We start from the raw sequence: 16,267 nt of genomic DNA, 5'->3' as shown, positions 1-16,267 counted from the left end.
CCCACACTGGCGGAGCGCCGACGGACCGCCCGCCGGACCTGACGAGGAGGAACCATGACGTCGACTCCTGACAACCCGCTCAACGACGACGAGATGACCACCGAGGGCGTCGACCCGACGGGGGTCGCGGCCGGGCCGAGCACCGACGCCGACGGCACCGACGCCGACGCCACGGACGGCGACAGCACCGACGCGACCGACGGGGACTCCACGGACGCCGACGGCACCGACGCCGACGCCACGGACGGCGACAGCACCGACGCCACCGACGGGGACTCGACCGACGCCGACGGCACTGACGGGTCGGCCTCCTGAGCGCTCTCGACCACCTGACCGGCGACGCCCGGACCTTCACCGACAAGGTCTGGGCGTCGTCGGTCCACGTGCACCGCACCGACCCGGCGTACGGCGCGAGTGTCCTGTCGCTCGCCGACGTCGACCACCTCCTCACCGAGACCGCCATCCGCGCCCCCGCCGTCCGGGTGGCCCGCAACGGCTCGGTCCTGCCGGAGTCGGCCTTCACCCGCGGCGGAAGCCTCGCCGGCAAGCCGCTGACCGGGCTGGTCGACCCGGTGAGGCTGATGCGCCTGCTCGACGAGGGCGCCACGATCGTGCTCCAGGGCCTCCAGCGCTACTGGACCCCCGTCGCGGACCTGGTGGCCGAGCTCGAGCTCGAGCTGGGCCACCCCTGCCAGGCCAACGCGTATCTCACCCCGCCCGGCGCGCAGGGCTTCGCCGTGCACTCCGACTCCCACGACGTCTTCGTGCTCCAGACGCACGGCACCAAGCTCTGGGAGATCCACGGCGAGGGCGGCCCGGGGGACCTCCTCCTCGAGCCGGGCGTCGTCGCCTACCTCCCCACCGGCACTCCCCATGCCGCCCGCGCGCAGGAGGCGGTGTCGCTCCACCTCACCATCGGCATCAACCAGCTCACCTGGCGCAGCCTGCTGACCCGCGAGGTCGGCCGGCTCCTCGCCGAGGTGCCCGACGCCCACCTGCCGGCGGGCTACCTCAACGACCCCGTCCGGCTATCGGAGGGGCTCGCCGGGCACGTCGCTGCGCTCGCCGACGCCGTACGCCGCCTCGACGCCCCCGCCGTCGCCGACGACCAGGTCGAGCGCTTCCTCGTCCAGCGCCCGTCTCGCCTGGCCGGGGCCCTGCTCGACCGCGAGGCGCTCGCCCGGGACCTGGCGTCCGACACGGTGCTGCGCCGTCGCGCGGGCCACCCGTGCCGGGTCGTCGACGACGGCGACACGCTCCGCCTGCTCCTCGGCGACCGGGTGCTGCGCGTCCCGTCGCGGATCCGCGAGGCGCTCGAGGTCGTGGCGGGGCGCACCGAGCTCACGCCGGCCGACCTCCCGCTCGACCCCGCGAGCGCCCTCGTGCTGAGCCGGCGGCTCGTGCGGGAGGGCCTGCTCGAGGTCGCGCGGTGACCGGCTTCCGCTGTGCCGCCGCGAGCCTGGAGCGGGCCGACGACCTCGCGGGCACCGCCTCGACCGTGCGCAGCTTCCTCCTGGTCGAGCACGCCGGTCCTTGGGGTGCGGACGCGCTGCGCGACGCCCGCCTGCCCGACGGCCTCGGCGCCCGTCTGGCCGACGCGGGCCGCCGCGCCGGCGTACGGGTCCTGCTCGTGCGGCGACCCGGCAGGCGGTCCGCCGACACCGAGGGCACCCGCGTCTTCGCCGCGTGGGTCGCAGGTCCGGACTCCTGGCTGGCGACGGCGGTGCTCCACCGGGTCGACGAGGTCGCCGACCTCGACCTCGCCGCCTTCCGCGAGGGTCCTCCGACCGGTCTCGAGCACCACCCGGGGCCGGTCCTCGCGGTCTGCACCCATGGCCGCCACGACGCCTGCTGCGCGGAGCGGGGCCGGCCCGTCGCCCTGGCGCTCGCCGCGAGCCGTCACGCCGAGGCGACGTGGGAGTGCTCGCACATCGGCGGCGACCGCTTCGCCGGCAACCTGCTGGTCCTGCCGCGCGGCCACTACTACGGCCGCCTCGACCCGGACTCGGCGATCGAGGTCGCCGACGCCGTCGCGGACGGGCGGATCGCGCTGGACCACCTGCGCGGACGCTCCGACGTCGCGATGCCGGTGCAGGCCGCCGAGATCGACGTACGCCGTCGGCTCGGCCTCACCGGGCTCGACGACGTCCGGCCGACCGCGGCGCGCACCGAGGCGGACCTCACGACCGTGTCGCTCGAGGCGGCCGGCCGTCCGGCCCGCGTGCGGGTGCGGCGCCTGCTGGGCGACCCGGGTCGGCTGACCTGCGGCGCGGTGCGCGACAACCCGGTGCCGCGCTTCGAGGTCATGCCCGAGGGCTGAAAACCCGGTGCCGCGCACCCCCCGGCGCTGGGAGACTGACCCCTCGTGACCTGGACCGAACGCTTCCGCGCGATGCGGATGGACGTCTCGCCGCTGCGCGAGTCGCGCGACTTCCGCCTGCTGTTCACCGCCGGCAGCGTGTTCTACCTCGGCAGCATGGTCGCCTACGTCGCGGTCCCGTTCGCGATCTACGACCTCACCGGGTCCAACTTCATGGTCGGTCTGGTGGGCCTCGTCGAGCTGGTCCCGCTGGTCGTCTTCGGCCTGTACGGCGGCGCGCTGGCCGACCACGTCGACCGTCGACGGCTGCTGGTGGCGACCGGTGTCGTGCAGGTCGTGCTGATGGTGCTCTTCGCCGCGAACGCCTTCGCCGAGCGTCCGCGCGTGTGGGTGATCTTCGTCCTCGCCGGCGTCTACGCCGCAGCCAGCTCGCTGCAGCGCCCCTCGCGCGAGGCGCTCGAGCCGCGCACGGTCCGGCACGACCAGATCGCCGCCGCCAACGCGCTCAGCAGCTTCGCCATGCAGCTCGGCGTGCTGGTCGGCCCGCTGGTCGGCGGGCTACTGGTGGCCTACGCCGGCGTGGGCTGGTGCTTCGTGGTCGCGGTGGTCGGCTACGTCGTGGCGACCCTCCTCTTCGCGGCGATGCGGCCCTACCCGCACGACGGCGAGACCACCCCGCCCAGCCTGCGCGGGATCCAGGAGGGCCTGACCTACGCCCTGCGTCGCCGCGACCTGCTCGGCACCTACGTCGTCGACATCGCCGCGATGATGCTGGCGATCCCGGTGGTGCTCTTCCCGGCGCTGGCCCACGAGGTCTTCGAGCGCCCTGAGCTGCTCGGCCTGCTCTACTCCGCCGAGACCGTCGGCGCGCTCGTCGCCACCGCGCTGAGCGGCTGGGTCGGCCGGGTGCACCACCACGGCCGCGCGATCGTCATCGCGGCGAGCCTCTACGGCGCCTTCATCGCGATGGCCGGGCTGATGCCGTCGTTCTGGCTGGCCTGCGGTTTCCTGGCGCTGGCCGGTGCCGCCGACATGGTGTCGGCGGTCTTCCGGGCCACCGTGTGGGGGCAGACCATCCCCGACACCATGCGCGGGCGGCTGGCCGGGATCGAGATGCTGTCCTACTCGATCGGCCCGACGGTCGGTGAGACCCGAGCCGGCTTCGTCGCGGACGCCTGGTCGGTGCGCGGCGCGATCGTCAGCGGCGGCGCGGCGTGCGTCGGCGGCGTCCTGCTCACGGCGGTGGCCCTGCGGGACTTCTGGTCCTACGACTCCCGCACCGACCCCCACGCCGTCGCGGAGCGCGAGCGGCGTACCTCGAAGGCGGGCGGCACGCCCCAGTCGTGACGCTCAGCCGAGCCGGTCCTTGAGGTCGGCGGGCCGGGCGACGACCCGGGGGCGACCCTCCTCGGCCGCTCGGAGGTCGCGGGCGGCGCGGTTGGCCTGGGCCTCCTCGCGCTCGGCCACGGCCTCGGCCTCGCGGGCCTCGGCGCGCGCCTCGGTGAGCTCGCGGTGCAGCGCCGCGACCTTCTCGGCCTGGGCCTGGATCTCCGCGGGCGGGCGCTCGGCCAGCACCAGCTCCTCGAGGTCGCCCAGCGCCGCCTGCTCGCGGCGCTTGAGCACCTCGACCGTGTGGCGCGCGGTCTCGGCGGCGTCACTGGCCTGGACCGCCTCCATCGCCTCCTCGGCCGCCTCGCGCCGCAGCTCGCCGAACTCCACCCGGCGGTGGTGGGCGGCGACCGCCCTGGCACCGTCCTTGTCGGGGTGGACCCCGGCGTGGTCGGCGAGCGCCTTGACCAGCTCCCGGGTGGCGGCCCGGCGGGCGTCGCGCAGCTCGATCTTGGCGTCGAAGCACTGCTGGTAGGTCTTCCAGTCCCGCTCCCAGGCGTCGGCCTCCTTCTGCGGGGCGTCGCCGGGGAGGGTCTCGACGGGCGGCCAGATGCGGTGGTCGCGGACCTCGAGACCGGCCGACACGGCGTAGGCGCGCAGCTGCTCGAGACCGTCGCGGTGACGACGCAGGACGTCGGAGTAGGCGTTGATCGCCCGTCCGAGGCCGCGCAGGTCGTCACGGACGACCACCGACTCCTCGTGGCGGTGGCCGGCGCGGGTGCGGAGCATGTCGGCCGCCTCGCCGGAGAACACGTCCTCGGACAGCGAGGCGGTGCGCTCGAAGGCCTCCGCCGCGGCCTCGACCTTGCTCCCGACCCGCCGGACGGTGTCGCCGTAGGCGTCGACCGCGTCGGGCTCGATCCAGTGGTAGTGGCAGCCGATCGGGTCGCCGAAGCGCAGCCCGTCCTGCTGGGCCTCGATGCGGTCGACGACGGCCTTCGTCACGGCTTCACCTGCTCGAGCCGGGCGGCGACCTGGGCGGCCTCGCCGACCATCAGGTCGAGCTCGTCGAAGTCGAGCACCGAGTCGTCGATCGCGCCGGCGATGGTGCGGCACCGCCGGGCGACCTGCTCGGCGTCCTCGACCAGGCTGCGTACGCCCTCGACGAGGAGGTCACGCCACGGGAAGTCGTCCGCGGGGTGGTCGACGTCGCGGAGCGCGGCTCGCAGGTCCTCACGGGCGGAGTCGAGCTCCTCCCGGGCGCCACGCAGCGCCCGCTGGCTGATCGCGATCCTCATGCCGGTCTTCTGCCCCGGTGGACGGGGTCGAAACCAGAAGTGGTGAAACTGTGAACGACGCCGGGCGGGTGGTTGCTCAGACGTGCCCGGAGAGCTGGGCCAGCCGCAGCTCGAGGCGCCCGAGCAGGTCGGCGCACGCCTTGTCCGGCATGGCCGACTTCCGGCCCCCGCCCTGCGCGCAGACCGGCAGCACGTCGATGGACAGCTTCGCCCCGCCGGCGAGCGCCCGCAGCTCGTCGAGCTTGTCACCGAAGGGCGAGCCGCTGCCGGGTGAGTAGTAGTGCACGGCAGCGTCGACGTCGTCGGCGAACAGGTCGGCCTTCGTCACCGCGATCACCAGCCACGTCGGCCGCTCGCGGCGCACCGCCATGCTCGCGATGCGGTGGGCGGTGATCGACCAGTCCTCGAGCTCGGCGGCCAGCTGCTCCTCGCGCGTGGCGACCCCGGCGCCGCTGGTGCCGCCGGTGCGTCGCGGGGTGGCGTGGCCGTTGGCGACCACGTGCAGCACCCCGTCGACGGGCTCGTCGTGGAAGACCTCGTCGAGCGCGCCGAGGCGGGTGGCGGCGTTCTCGCCCGGCACCACCCGGAAGCGGTAGCCGCGCAGCCGCGGGTCGCGACGCGTACGCCGCTCCATGACCGCCGAGCCGACGTCCTGCCCGCCCTCGGCGCTCGCGCGGCGGGAGAGCCGGTCGGCGAGCCGGGTCTTGCCGACACCCGTCATGCCGGTCACCGCCACGGTCGGGTAGCGGTGGCGCAGCAGGCGCGAGGCGCGCTCGGGTGCCTGGGACAGCGCGGCCAGGGCACCCCCGGCGAGGGTGGTGCCGATGGCTGCCTTGCCGTGTCGCAACGGTGACTGCATGGGTCCATCCTGCCTGTTGCCTGCCTGCTGGGGTCCGCCCCGGGCGCGCTGGTTGGCCTTGCCACCCGCTGTCCCGGACAATGGCGGGGCTCCCACCCCGCGGTCGAAAGGTCTCCATGGACACCGAGAAGCGTCCCGTCCTGACCGGGCTCGTCGCCCTGGTCGGCGTCGCCGTGGTCATCGGTCTGCTGGGCGGGCTCGCCGTGATGGTCGGCGTCAAGGCCACCGGCATCGGCGGCGCGTCGAGCTCGAGCTCCTCCGAGGAGGCGCCCGCCACCTTCAACCTGCCCCGGCCCAGCGACACCGGCAGCACGGACGCCGCGCCGGAGGAGACGGTCGAGCCCACCTCGGGGGAGCCGACGTCGGAGGCACCCGCCGAGGCCATCTCGCTGACCACCAGCCGACAGTCGGTGAGCCCGATGCAGCAGATCGACCTGACCGGGACCTACCAGGCCGGCGAGGGCTCGATCCTGCAGGTGCAGCGCTTCGAGGACGGTGCGTGGGCCGACTTCCCCGTGACCGTGTCGGTCAGCGGCGGCACCTTTGCGACGTACGTCCTGACCGGTCGCACCGGGCCCAACCAGTTCCGCGTCGTCGACACCGATTCCGAGGCCGTCTCGAACGAGGTCACCGTCACCGTCGGCTGACCACGGCCACCCGGTCACGGTCGACGCGGCGCGTCCAGTGGCCCACCCACCCGGTGCCGGCCACGCCCAGCGCGCCCACCACGAGGCAGGCGGTGGCCAGCGGCGCGACCGCGGCGACGGCGCCCACCAGCAGCGGGCCGCCGGTGTTGCCGATGTCGCCGCACAGCCGCCATGCACCCAGGAACTGCGAGCGCCCCTCGTCGGGCGACGCGTCCGCGCCGAGCGTCATCACGATGCCCGAGCTGAGGCCGTTGCCGGCGGCGATCAGCGCCATCACCAGCGCGACGCCCAGCGCCGAGGTGGCCAGCGGCAGCAGCAGGCACGCCACGGCCATGGACAGCACGACCGGGACGGCGACGACCATCCGGCCGCGGGTGTCCATCAGCCAGCCGCCCGGCCACATGAAGGCGACGTCGAGCGCCGCGGCTCCAGCGAAGATCAGCGAGGTCGTCGACGCCGACAGCCCGATGTGGTCGGCCCACAGGGGCAGCAGGCTCAGCCGGAGCGAGCGGCTCATCCCGAGGATGACCACCGCCGACCCGAGGGTGGCGAGGACCCGGCGGTGCGCGGCGATGACGGTCCAGACGCCGAGGTGGCCGGCCGAGCGGGCGTGGGCCCGTTGCTCCTCCCCGAGGTCGGGCATCGTGGCCGCGAGCAGGGAGGCGAGCACCGACATCACCGCGCCGAGCCAGAAGACGCTCGTGAGGTCGGTGAGCCGGATCAGGCCCGCGCCCATCAGCGGCCCGATGAGCACCCCGATCCGGTAGGAGCCGCCCAGCAGCGACATCGCCCGTGCGCGGTGGGTCACCGGGACGACGTCGATCATGAAGCCCTGCCGCGCGATGAGGAAGAGGGACCAGCACACCCCGCTCAGCAGCACCCCGACCGAGAGGCCGAGGACCGAGTCGGTGAGCGCGGCCAGCGCCATCGCGCCCGCGTCGACGAAGCCGGCCGCCACCAGCGCGCGGCGCTCACCGATCCGCGCGACCAATGCCCCAGCGGGCAGGCTCGCCAGCAGCATTCCGACGCCGGTGAGCGCCACGATGAACGCGGCCGTGCTGACGTCGGCGCCGAGGTCGCGGGCCCGCAGCGCGAGCACCGGCATGATCGCGCCGTGCCCGATCGCGGAGACGATCGAGGGCCCGTACGCCACGAGCCAGATGTCGCGGAAGCGGAACTCCTGCTCGGTCGCCCCGGTGCTCACGCCGACACGCTACGGGCCGGGGTGGGCGGTGGGTGAAACAGGTTCTCGGCGGTCGGAACCTGCCTCACTCACCGCTCCGCCGCGTCCGACGGCTCAGGGGATCCAGTCGAAGGTGTCCGGGTTCGGGCCGGTGCGCCCCTCCTCGCCGCGGTCGAGCTCGTCGATCGCCGACATGTGGGTCGGCTCGAGCTCGAAGTCGAAGATCTCGAAGTTCTGGCGCATCCGGTCGGGGTTCATCGACTTCGGGAAGACGATGTCGCCGCGCTGGACGTGCCAGCGCAAGGTCACCTGGGCAGGCGTGCGCCCGACGAGCGAGGCGATCTCGCCGATCGTGTCGTCGTCCATCACCTTGCCCTTGGCGATCGGCGACCACGCCTCGGTGAGCACGCCGTGGCGCTGGTTGGCCGCGCGCACGTCCTCGTTGGTGAAGAACGGGTGCACCTCGACCTGGTTGACCACCGGCACCACGCCGGTCTCCTCGACGATCCGGTCGAGGTGGGCGGGCTGGAAGTTCGAGACGCCGATCGAGCGGGTCTTCCCGGCCTCCTGCGCCTCGATGAGCGCGCGCCAGGTCTGCACGAAGTCGCCGTCGTACTGCGTCGGCAGCGGCCAGTGGATGAGGAACAGGTCGACCTGGTCGAGGCCGAGCTTCTCGAGCGAGGCGTCGATCTCGCGCCGCGCGTCGTCGGGGCGGTGGAAGGAGTTGTTGAGCTTGGTCGTGACGTAGAGGTCGTCGCGGGCCAGGCCGGAGGTCCTGATCGCCTCGCCGACCCCCGCCTCGTTGCCGTACATCTGGGCGGTGTCGATGTGGCGGTAGCCGGCCTCGAAGGCCTGGGCCACCGTGGCCGCGGTGTCCTCCGGCGGGACCTGGAAGACGCCGAAGCCGAGCTGCGGGATGGACGTGCCGTCGGGGAGCGCGATGTTCGGAACAGTCATGTGGATTCCTACAGCGACGCGGCGCGAGGTATTCCGCGCGACCACCCGGAGGGGGCCGTCATAGGCTCGCCCGGTGACCCACGACACCCACGCCCAACCCGCGCCGATCGACCTCCCCGGGGCGGGTGACTGGCTCGGCTGGGTCGCCGATCGCTGCGAGGGCCAGCTCGACGAGGCGCGGCGCCGGGTCGAGCAGGTCAAGGCTGCCTCGGGCGCGGCTGACGTGCTGGGCGCCTGGAACGCCGCCGAGACCGCGATCGGCAACGCCGGGTCGGTCGCGCTGTGGGCCGAGGTCCACCCCGACGCCGCGGTCCGCGACCGCGCCGACGAGCTGGGCCAGGAGGTGCAGAAGTACGTCACCGAGCTGGGCCTGGACCGCGACCTGTACGCCGTCTTCGCCGACCTCGCCGCCACGCCCGAGGCCGAGGCCCTCGACGCCGACGCCCGCCGGGTGCTGGACCACACGCTGCGCGACTTCCGCCGCGCGGGCGTCGACCGCGACGAGGCCACGCGGGAGCGGCTGCGCGCGCTGAGCGAGCGCAGCGTGCTGCTCTCGCAGGACTTCGGCCGCCACATCCGCGACGACGTGCGCTCGGTGCGGCTGAATCCCGAGCGGCTCGCCGGGCTGCCCGACGACTACCTCGCCGCCCACCCGGCCGACGACGACGGCCTGGTCACGATCACCACCGACTACCCCGACCTCGTGCCGTTCATGACCTTCGGGGCGGACGGCGCGGCCCGTCGCGAGCTCTCCCTGGCGGCCAACAACGTCGCCTGGCCGGTGAACGACCAGGTCCTCCAGGACCTGTTCGCGGTGCGGCGCGAGACCGCCGCCCTGCTGGGCCACGACTCGTGGCCCGACTACGACACCGAGGTCAAGATGATCGGCTCGGGCCGCGCCGTCGCCGACTTCATCGACCGCATCAGCGACGCCGCGCATCAGCGCGCGGGCCGCGAGCTCGCCGTGCTGCTGGGGCGCAAGCGCCAGGACGAGCCCGACGCGGAGACGGTGGAGACCTACGACTCGCGCTACTACTCAGAGCTCGTGCGCCGCGAGCAGTACGACGTCGACGGCCAGGTCGTGCGCACCTACTTCGCCTTCGAGCAGGTGCGCCAGGGCCTCCTCGACGTCACCGGACGGCTCTTCGGCCTCGACTGGACCCCGGTCCCGCAGGCCGAGGCCGGCACGTGGCACGACGACGTCGCGAGCTACGACGTCGGCCTCGACGGCGTACGGATCGGGCGCATCCACCTCGACCTCCACCCGCGTGAGGGCAAGTTCAAGCACGCCGCTCAGTTCGACATGGTCACCGGCATCGCGGGGCAGCAGCTGCCCGAGGGCGTGCTGGTCTGCAACTTCAGCCGAGGCCTGATGGAGCACGACGAGGTGGTGACGCTCTTCCACGAGTTCGGCCACCTCGTGCACCACGTGCTCGGCGGGCAGGGCGCGTGGGCGCGCTTCTCGGGCGTCGCGACGGAGTGGGACTTCGTCGAGGCGCCGAGCCAGATGCTGGAGGAGTGGGCCTGGGACGCGGGCGTCCTGGCCACCTTCGCCCGCAACGAGGCCGGCGAGACGATCCCGGCCGAGCTGGTCGCGGCGATGCGCCGTGCCGACCACTTCGGCAAGGGCACCCACGCCGCGCAGCAGATGGCGTACGCCGCCCGGTCCTACTTCTTCCACGCCGGCCCGCACGACGACCTCACGGCCTACGGCGACGAGCTCCAGCGCCGCTACTCGGTCTTCCCGCCGCTGGAGGGCGCGCACATGCACTGCGCCTTCGGCCACCTCGACGGCTACTCGTCGGGCTACTACACCTACATGTGGTCGCTGGTGATCGCGAAGGACCTGTTCAGCGCCTTCGACGAGGCCGACCTCTTCGCCACCGACGTCGCGCACGCCTATCGCGACAAGGTGCTCGCGACGGGTGGTCGCCGCGATGCCGCGGAGCTGGTCGAGGACTTCCTGGGCCGGCCCTACTCCTTCGACGCCTGGGAGGCGTGGCTGGCGGAGTGAGGGCGGGCCGGCGCGGCCTCAGCCCCGCAGGACCGCCGGCCGGGTGGGCTCGACGTCGGCGATCCGCTCGGCGACCACGGCCCCGAACTCCTCGTGGCCGCCCTCGGTGAGGTGGAGCCGGTCGGCGAGGTAGTCGAGCTCGAGGTCGCTCGTGGCGACGTAGGGGACGCCGAAGGCCTCGGCGAGGTCGGCGAGCAGCGCGTCGACGCGCGGCACCGCGTGGGCGCGCGCGGGAGCCGAAGCCGGTCCCACGACCACCACCGGGTGCCCGGCGAGGTCGGCCATCAGGTCCCGGAAGCCGCGCTCGATCGCCGCCGCCGGCTGGTTGAAGTCGTTGAGCCCACCCTCGACGACCACGAGCTGCGGACGGGTGTCGAGGGCGGTGGAGGCGCGGTCGGCGAAGGACACGCGACCGCACCCGCTCGCGCCGGCGCTGAAGCCGGACCCGGAGAAGCCCGCCACATGCACCTCGCCGGGCAGCTCCGCCGCCCACGACCGGGCGAGGTCCTCCTGCCCGAGGCCGACCGACCAGGAGTCGCCGATGACCAGGACCGCTTCGCCGTCCCCGGTGACGATGGCGGCGCGCTCACGGGCGTCGGCGCGGTGCTGCTGACAGCGACCCATGCCGGCTCCGGCGCGGTCGGCGACGTAGAACGCCAGAAGGGCAGCGAACAGCACTGCGATGGCTGAGGCGCCGACGACGCGGCGCAGGTTCCCCCGATGAAGCACAGGAGAAGTGTGCGGCCTCGAGGTGTGATCGCGAAGCGGAAACGACCCTGGACTTCCCCTGATCCGGGCAGGGCCCTGCCACAAACCGGGGGCGTGGGCGGTCGGGGGCCGCCTATGCTGCGCGCCATGACGAGCGACGGCCTCCTCGCGGCGTACGACGACCAGCTGCGCACCGACGCCGAGATGGCCCGCGCCCACGAGGTCGTGGAGGACGGCCCGCTGCTGTGGGCGGTCTTCGACCACGGCGGTTTCGTGTCCTACCGCGACCTCGGCGGGCTGGAGGGAGCCGCGCTCGACGACGCGATCGCGCGCACCGTCGCGCACTTCCGCGACGACACCGACGTCTCGTCCTTCGAGTGGAAGTCGCGCGGCCACGACCTGCCCGCTGACCTCGGCGATCGCCTCGTCGCCCACGGCCTGGTCGCGGAGCCGGTCGAGACCGTGATGATCGGCGAGGCCGCGCTGCTCGCGATCGACGTGCCCCTCGACGACACCCCTGACGGCCCCGTCGTCGTACGCCGTGTCGAGCCCGGCGCCGACGCGGTCGACGACCTGACCCGCATGCTCGCCGCGCAGGAGTCGGTCTTCGGCGGCGGGCGGGGACCGTCGGTCGCCTCGGCGCTGGCCGAGCTGGAAGGTGGAGCCTCGGAGTTCTGGATCGCCGAGGTCGGCGACCGGGTGGTGTGCGGAGGCCGGCTGACGCCCGTCGAGGGCACGGAGTTCGCCGGGATCTGGGGCGGGTCGACTCTCCCGGAGTTCCGCGGGCGGGGGATCTATCGCGCGCTCGTCGCCGCGCGGGCCCGCTCCGCGATCGACCGCGGGGTGCGCCTGGTCCACTCCGACTGCACCGACATGTCGCGCCCGATCCTCGAGCGCGCGGGCCTGCACGCCGTGACCACCACGACGCCGTACGTCTGGACCCGCTGAGGCACCCGCGACTGCGAGATCCATGCCACAGCGAAATGGCCGGCGGATCGGGGAACATCCGGCGCCGCCCTGCGTTGAGATGTATGAACAGAGTTGAGTGAGACCGACTCAAGTGTTTTGCCACTCCGGCCGCAGTTGGGCAGGATGGCTCTCATCCGCAGGATCCAACGCAGGAGGTAAACCCCCATGGCTCGAGCCGTCGGCATCGACCTCGGCACGACGAACTCCGTCGTGGCCGTCCTCGAAGGTGGAGAACCCACCGTCATCGCCAACGCCGAAGGTGCCCGGACCACCCCGTCCGTCGTGGCCTTCACCAAGTCCGGCGAGGTGCTCGTCGGAGAGGTCGCCAAGCGTCAGGCGGTCACCAACGTCGACCGCACCATCCGGTCCGTCAAGCGCCACATGGGCGAGGACTGGAAGGTCGACATCGACGACAAGACCTTCACCCCCCAGCAGATCAGCGCCTTCGTGCTGCAGAAGCTCAAGCGCGACGCCGAGGCCTACCTCGGCGAGACCGTGACCGACGCGGTCATCACCGTGCCGGCGTACTTCTCCGATGCGCAGCGCCAGGCCACCAAGGAGGCGGGCGAGATCGCCGGACTCAACGTGAGCCGCATCGTCAACGAGCCCACCGCCGCGGCGCTGGCCTACGGCCTCGACAAGGGCGAGGACCAGACCATCCTCGTCTTCGACCTCGGTGGCGGCACCTTCGACGTGTCCCTCCTCGAGATCGGCGAGGGCGTGGTCGAGGTCAAGGCCACCTCCGGCGACAACCACCTCGGTGGCGACGACTGGGACAACCGCGTCGTGGAGTGGATGGTCAAGAAGTTCAAGGACTCCAACGGCGTCGACCTCGCGGCCGACAAGATCGCCAAGCAGCGCCTCCAGGAGGCCGCGGAGAAGGCGAAGATCGAGCTGTCCTCCTCGAGCGAGACCACGGTCCACCTGCCCTACATCACCCACGGCGAGTCCGGCCCGCTCCACTTCGAGGAGAAGCTGACCCGCAGCGAGTTCCAGAAGCTCACCGCCGACCTGCTCGAGCGCACCAAGGCGCCGTTCAAGAACGTGCTGAAGGACGGCGGCGTCGCGGTCGACAAGATCGACCACGTCGTGCTCGTCGGTGGCTCCACCCGGATGCCCGCCGTCAGCGAGGTCGTCACCGAGCTCCTCGGCGGCAAGCAGCCCAACAAGGGCGTCAACCCCGACGAGGTCGTCGCCGTCGGCGCCGCGCTCCAGGCCGGCGTCCTCAAGGGCGAGGTCAAGGACGTGCTCCTCCTCGACGTGACCCCGCTGTCGCTGGGCATCGAGACCAAGGGCGGCGTGATGACCACCCTCATCGAGCGCAACACCACCATCCCGACCAAGCGCTCGGAGATCTTCACCACCGCCGACGACAACCAGCCGTCGGTGGAGATCAAGGTCGCGCAGGGTGAGCGCCAGATGTGGTCGCAGAACCAGCCCCTCGGCAACTTCGAGCTGACCGGCCTCCCGCCGGCCCCGCGCGGCGTGCCGAAGATCGAGGTCACCTTCGACATCGACGCCAACGGCATCGTGCACGTCTCGGCCAAGGACCAGGCGTCCGGCCGCGAGCAGTCGATGACCATCTCCGGTGGCTCGGCGCTCGGCAAGGACGAGATCGACCGCATGGTCAAGGAGGCCGAGCAGTACGCCGAGGAGGACGCCAAGCGTCGCGAGGCCGTCGAGGCCCGCAACCAGGGCGACCAGCTCGTCTACTCGACGGAGAAGTTCCTCACCGACAACGGTGAGAAGCTGCCCGACGACGTGAAGACCGAGGTCCAGGCCGACGTCGACGCGCTGAAGGCCGAGCTGGCCCGCGAGGACGCCTCGTCCGAGGAGATCACCGCGGCCGTCACGAAGCTCAACGAGTCCAGCCAGAAGATGGGCGCGGCGATGTACGCCGCCGCGGAGGCCGACCAGGCCGCCGCGGGTGGTGCCACCGGCGCGACGGGCGAGTCCGACGACGACGTCGTGGACGCCGAGATCGTCGACGAGCCCGCCGAGGGCACCGACGGCACCGAGGGTGAGTCCAAGTGACCGATCGCCCCGAGCCCACCACGGGTCCCGAGGCGTACGACCTGCCGGAGGGGGAGCCCACCGCGGCTCCCTCTCCGGAGGGCTTCGGCGACGCGGCGGGCGAGGCCCCGTCGCAGACCGAGGTCGAGGAGCAGGTCGCCGGTGACACCGTCGCGGGCGACGCCCCCGGCACCGCCGAGGAGCGCCCGGACGACACCGACACCGACACCGGCACCGACGTCGACACCGAGGAGGACGAGCTGGCCGCCATGAAGGGGTCGCTCGCCGACCTCACCAACGACCTCCAGCGCCTCCAGGCCGAGTACGCCAACTACCGCAAGCGCGTGGACCGCGACCGCCAGCTGGTGGCCGAGGCCGCTGCGTTCAAGGCCCTCACGCCGGTCGTCGAGGTGCTCGACACCATCGACCGGGCCCGCGAGCACGGCGAGCTGGACGGCGGCTTCAAGGCCGTCGCCGACCAGCTCGAGCGCGTGGTGGCGAGCGCAGGGCTGGTCCGCTTCGGTGAGCCCGGCGACGCGTTCGACCCGACGCTGCACGAGGCGCTCAGCCACCTCGGTGCCGACGCGGAGGTCGAGGTGACCACCGTCAAGCATGTCGCCAAGGGCGGCTACCGGATGGGCGACCGCGTCGTCCGCGCCGCACAGGTGCTGGTCGTCGACCCGGCCGACGGCTGACACGTCGCACGCATGATCGAGCTGATGGAGAGGGGGTTCACCCGTGGCTGACAACGAAGGCTTCCGCAACGACTGGGCGACCAAGGACTTCTACCAGGTCCTCGGCGTCCAGAAGGACGCGTCGTCCGCCGACGTCAAGAAGGCCTACCGCAAGCTGGCCCGGGAGAACCACCCCGACTCCAACCCCGGTGACGACGCCAAGCACGAGAAGTTCAAGGCCGTCGCCGAGGCGTACGACGTCGTGGGTGACGAGGCCAAGCGCGCCAAGTACGACGAGTTCCGCTCGCTGCAGGCGCGTGGCGGCTTCGGCCCCGGCATGGGCGGCGGTGGCTTCGGCGGTGGCGGGGGCGGCTTCAGCATGGACGACCTGCTGCGCGACCGCGCGTCGGGCGGGCTGGGAGACATGTTCGGCGACCTCTTCGGAGGCGGCCAGCGCACCCGTACGCACCAGCAGCCGCGGGCACGGCGCGGCGCGGACGTCGAGAGCACCGCGACGATCGGCTTCACCGACGCGCTCGACGGCGTCACGGTCTCGCTGCGCCTCACCTCCGACACCGCCTGCGCCACCTGCCAGGGCACCGGCGGCAAGCCGGGCACCCGGCCGCACATCTGTCCCGAGTGCGAGGGCGCCGGCTTCGTGGTGGCCGGCACGGGAGGGGCGTTCTCGATCAACGAGACCTGCCCGGCCTGTGGCGGGCGCCAGCTCGTCTACGACGAGGCGTGCCCGACGTGCCACGGCAGCGGCCGCGGCACCTCGGCCCGTTCGATCCAGGCCCGCATCCCCGCCGGCGTCAAGGACGGCGCCCGCATCCGCCTCAAGGGCAAGGGGGCGCCGGGGGAGAACGGCGGACCGGCCGGTGACCTCTTCGTGACGGTGAAGGTGACCCCGCACCGCGTCTTCGGGCGCAAGGGCGACAACCTCACCCTCGAGGTCCCCGTGTCCTTCGACGAGGCGGCGCTGGGCGGCGAGGTGAAGATCCCGACGCTGGGCGGCGCACCCGTCACGCTGCGACTCCCCGCCGGCACCCCCAACGGGCGCACCTTCCGCGTCCGCGGCAAGGGAGCCACCCGCCGCGACGGCACCAAGGGCGACCTGCTGGCCACCGTGGAGGTGTGCGTGCCGTCGACGCTCGACGACACCGCGCGGGAGGCCGTCGAGGCCTACCGCGCGGCCATGGCCGGCAAGCCGCTGCGCGCAGGACTCTTCGAGACATGAACTCACCCCACGACGTTCTTCGTCTCCTCCGCTGCGCTCCTCCGTCGAACAACGCCGCG

Annotated in this window: 16 protein-coding genes; 10 read left to right on the top strand and 6 right to left on the bottom strand. The window is 72.9% G+C overall.

Annotated elements, in window-relative coordinates:
* Positions 1 to 54: 54 nt before the first annotated feature.
* The 4 genes from CFI00_RS21795 (at position 55) to CFI00_RS21780 (ending at position 3,667) form a co-directional block, all read left to right on the top strand.
* Positions 55 to 315: a hypothetical protein gene (locus tag CFI00_RS21795; RefSeq protein WP_207083037.1), complete on the top strand. Its 261-nt coding sequence runs from the start codon at positions 55 to 57 to the stop codon at positions 313 to 315.
* 68 nt (positions 316 to 383) lie between these two features.
* Positions 384 to 1,433, top strand: coding sequence for a cupin domain-containing protein (locus CFI00_RS21790; RefSeq protein WP_242532566.1), 1,050 nt, complete (start codon positions 384 to 386; stop codon positions 1,431 to 1,433).
* Complete coding sequence (locus tag CFI00_RS21785) at positions 1,430 to 2,320, top strand: sucrase ferredoxin (protein WP_207083036.1); 891 nt, start codon at positions 1,430 to 1,432, stop codon at positions 2,318 to 2,320. The genes CFI00_RS21790 and CFI00_RS21785 overlap by 4 nt, the downstream gene beginning before the upstream one ends.
* A 45-nt stretch (positions 2,321 to 2,365) precedes the next feature.
* Positions 2,366 to 3,667 (top strand): MFS transporter, encoded by a 1,302-nt coding sequence (locus CFI00_RS21780; protein WP_242532565.1) that lies wholly within the window; start codon positions 2,366 to 2,368, stop codon positions 3,665 to 3,667.
* A gap of 3 nt (positions 3,668 to 3,670) precedes the next feature.
* Here CFI00_RS21780 and CFI00_RS21775 read toward each other — a convergent pair whose 3' ends face one another.
* The 3 genes from CFI00_RS21775 to CFI00_RS21765 form a co-directional block, all read right to left on the bottom strand.
* Positions 3,671 to 4,654 carry a hypothetical protein gene (locus CFI00_RS21775; protein ID WP_207083035.1) on the bottom strand — a complete coding sequence of 328 codons (984 nt, stop codon included), beginning with the start codon at positions 4,652 to 4,654 and terminating at the stop codon, positions 3,671 to 3,673.
* The gene (locus CFI00_RS21770) at positions 4,651 to 4,947 is read right to left on the bottom strand and encodes a hypothetical protein (RefSeq protein ID WP_207083034.1); all 297 of its coding nucleotides are present in this window, start codon (positions 4,945 to 4,947) and stop codon (positions 4,651 to 4,653) included. The genes CFI00_RS21775 and CFI00_RS21770 overlap by 4 nt, the downstream gene beginning before the upstream one ends.
* 76 nt (positions 4,948 to 5,023) lie before the next feature.
* Positions 5,024 to 5,806 carry a hypothetical protein gene (locus tag CFI00_RS21765; RefSeq protein WP_207083033.1) on the bottom strand — a complete coding sequence of 261 codons (783 nt, stop codon included), beginning with the start codon at positions 5,804 to 5,806 and terminating at the stop codon, positions 5,024 to 5,026.
* Positions 5,807 to 5,922: 116 nt separating this feature from the next.
* Between CFI00_RS21765 and CFI00_RS21760 the strand changes: the two genes are divergently transcribed.
* On the top strand, positions 5,923 to 6,453 hold the full coding sequence (locus tag CFI00_RS21760; protein WP_207083032.1) for a hypothetical protein: 531 nt from the start codon (positions 5,923 to 5,925) through the stop codon (positions 6,451 to 6,453).
* Here CFI00_RS21760 and CFI00_RS21755 read toward each other — a convergent pair.
* Together CFI00_RS21755 and CFI00_RS21750 are read right to left on the bottom strand one after the other, a co-directional pair.
* Positions 6,440 to 7,657 (bottom strand): MFS transporter, encoded by a 1,218-nt coding sequence (locus tag CFI00_RS21755; protein WP_207083031.1) that lies wholly within the window; start codon positions 7,655 to 7,657, stop codon positions 6,440 to 6,442. The two genes, CFI00_RS21760 and CFI00_RS21755, sit on opposite strands and share 14 nt — an antisense overlap.
* 93 nt (positions 7,658 to 7,750) lie before the next feature.
* Positions 7,751 to 8,593, bottom strand: coding sequence for an aldo/keto reductase (locus CFI00_RS21750; protein WP_207083030.1), 843 nt, complete (start codon positions 8,591 to 8,593; stop codon positions 7,751 to 7,753).
* Positions 8,594 to 8,666: 73 nt separating this feature from the next.
* On the opposite strand from CFI00_RS21750, the gene CFI00_RS21745 reads away from it, so the two are divergent.
* Positions 8,667 to 10,607, top strand: a complete 1,941-nt coding sequence (locus CFI00_RS21745; protein ID WP_242532564.1) for a M3 family metallopeptidase — start codon at positions 8,667 to 8,669, stop codon at positions 10,605 to 10,607.
* Between the two features lie 18 nt (positions 10,608 to 10,625).
* On the opposite strand, the gene CFI00_RS21740 is transcribed toward CFI00_RS21745, so the two are convergent.
* A complete protein-coding gene (locus CFI00_RS21740; protein ID WP_207083029.1) occupies positions 10,626 to 11,336 on the bottom strand; it encodes an SGNH/GDSL hydrolase family protein in 711 nt (236 codons plus the stop codon).
* 126 nt (positions 11,337 to 11,462) lie between these two features.
* Between CFI00_RS21740 and CFI00_RS21735 the strand changes: the two genes are divergently transcribed.
* The 4 genes from CFI00_RS21735 to dnaJ all read left to right on the top strand — a co-directional run bounded on the left by CFI00_RS21735 (position 11,463) and on the right by dnaJ (position 16,208).
* Positions 11,463 to 12,263, top strand: coding sequence for a GNAT family N-acetyltransferase (locus CFI00_RS21735; protein ID WP_207083028.1), 801 nt, complete (start codon positions 11,463 to 11,465; stop codon positions 12,261 to 12,263).
* 186 nt (positions 12,264 to 12,449) lie between these two features.
* Positions 12,450 to 14,318, top strand: coding sequence for a molecular chaperone DnaK (gene dnaK, locus CFI00_RS21730; RefSeq protein ID WP_207083027.1), 1,869 nt, complete (start codon positions 12,450 to 12,452; stop codon positions 14,316 to 14,318).
* On the top strand, positions 14,315 to 14,992 hold the full coding sequence (gene grpE / locus CFI00_RS21725) for a nucleotide exchange factor GrpE (protein WP_242532563.1): 678 nt from the start codon (positions 14,315 to 14,317) through the stop codon (positions 14,990 to 14,992). Before dnaK ends, grpE begins: the two co-directional genes overlap by 4 nt.
* A gap of 43 nt (positions 14,993 to 15,035) precedes the next feature.
* Positions 15,036 to 16,208: a molecular chaperone DnaJ gene (gene dnaJ / locus CFI00_RS21720; protein WP_207083026.1), complete on the top strand. Its 1,173-nt coding sequence runs from the start codon at positions 15,036 to 15,038 to the stop codon at positions 16,206 to 16,208.
* Positions 16,209 to 16,267: the final 59 nt, after the last annotated feature.

The sequence above is a fragment of the Nocardioides sp. S5 genome, from assembly GCF_017310035.1.
In the GTDB taxonomy this organism is placed as follows: Bacteria; Actinomycetota; Actinomycetes; order Propionibacteriales; family Nocardioidaceae; genus Nocardioides.
The sequence above is the reverse complement of the archived record's forward strand: the minus strand, read 5'-3'. Positions and strand labels throughout refer to the sequence as shown.

Bases quoted from the DNA above. Each gene is read 5' to 3' on its own strand.
- CFI00_RS21770 (WP_207083034.1), bottom strand. From the start codon at position 4,947: ATGAGGATCGCGATCAGCCAGCGGGCGCTGCGTGGCGCCCGGGAGGAG.
- CFI00_RS21765 (WP_207083033.1), bottom strand. From the start codon at position 5,806: ATGCAGTCACCGTTGCGACACGGCAAGGCAGCCATCGGCACCACCCTC.
- dnaK (WP_207083027.1), top strand. From the start codon at position 12,450: ATGGCTCGAGCCGTCGGCATCGACCTCGGCACGACGAACTCCGTCGTG.
- CFI00_RS21760 (WP_207083032.1), top strand. From the start codon at position 5,923: ATGGACACCGAGAAGCGTCCCGTCCTGACCGGGCTCGTCGCCCTGGTC.
- CFI00_RS21735 (WP_207083028.1), top strand. From the start codon at position 11,463: ATGACGAGCGACGGCCTCCTCGCGGCGTACGACGACCAGCTGCGCACC.
- CFI00_RS21750 (WP_207083030.1), bottom strand. From the start codon at position 8,593: ATGACTGTTCCGAACATCGCGCTCCCCGACGGCACGTCCATCCCGCAG.
- CFI00_RS21795 (WP_207083037.1), top strand. From the start codon at position 55: ATGACGTCGACTCCTGACAACCCGCTCAACGACGACGAGATGACCACC.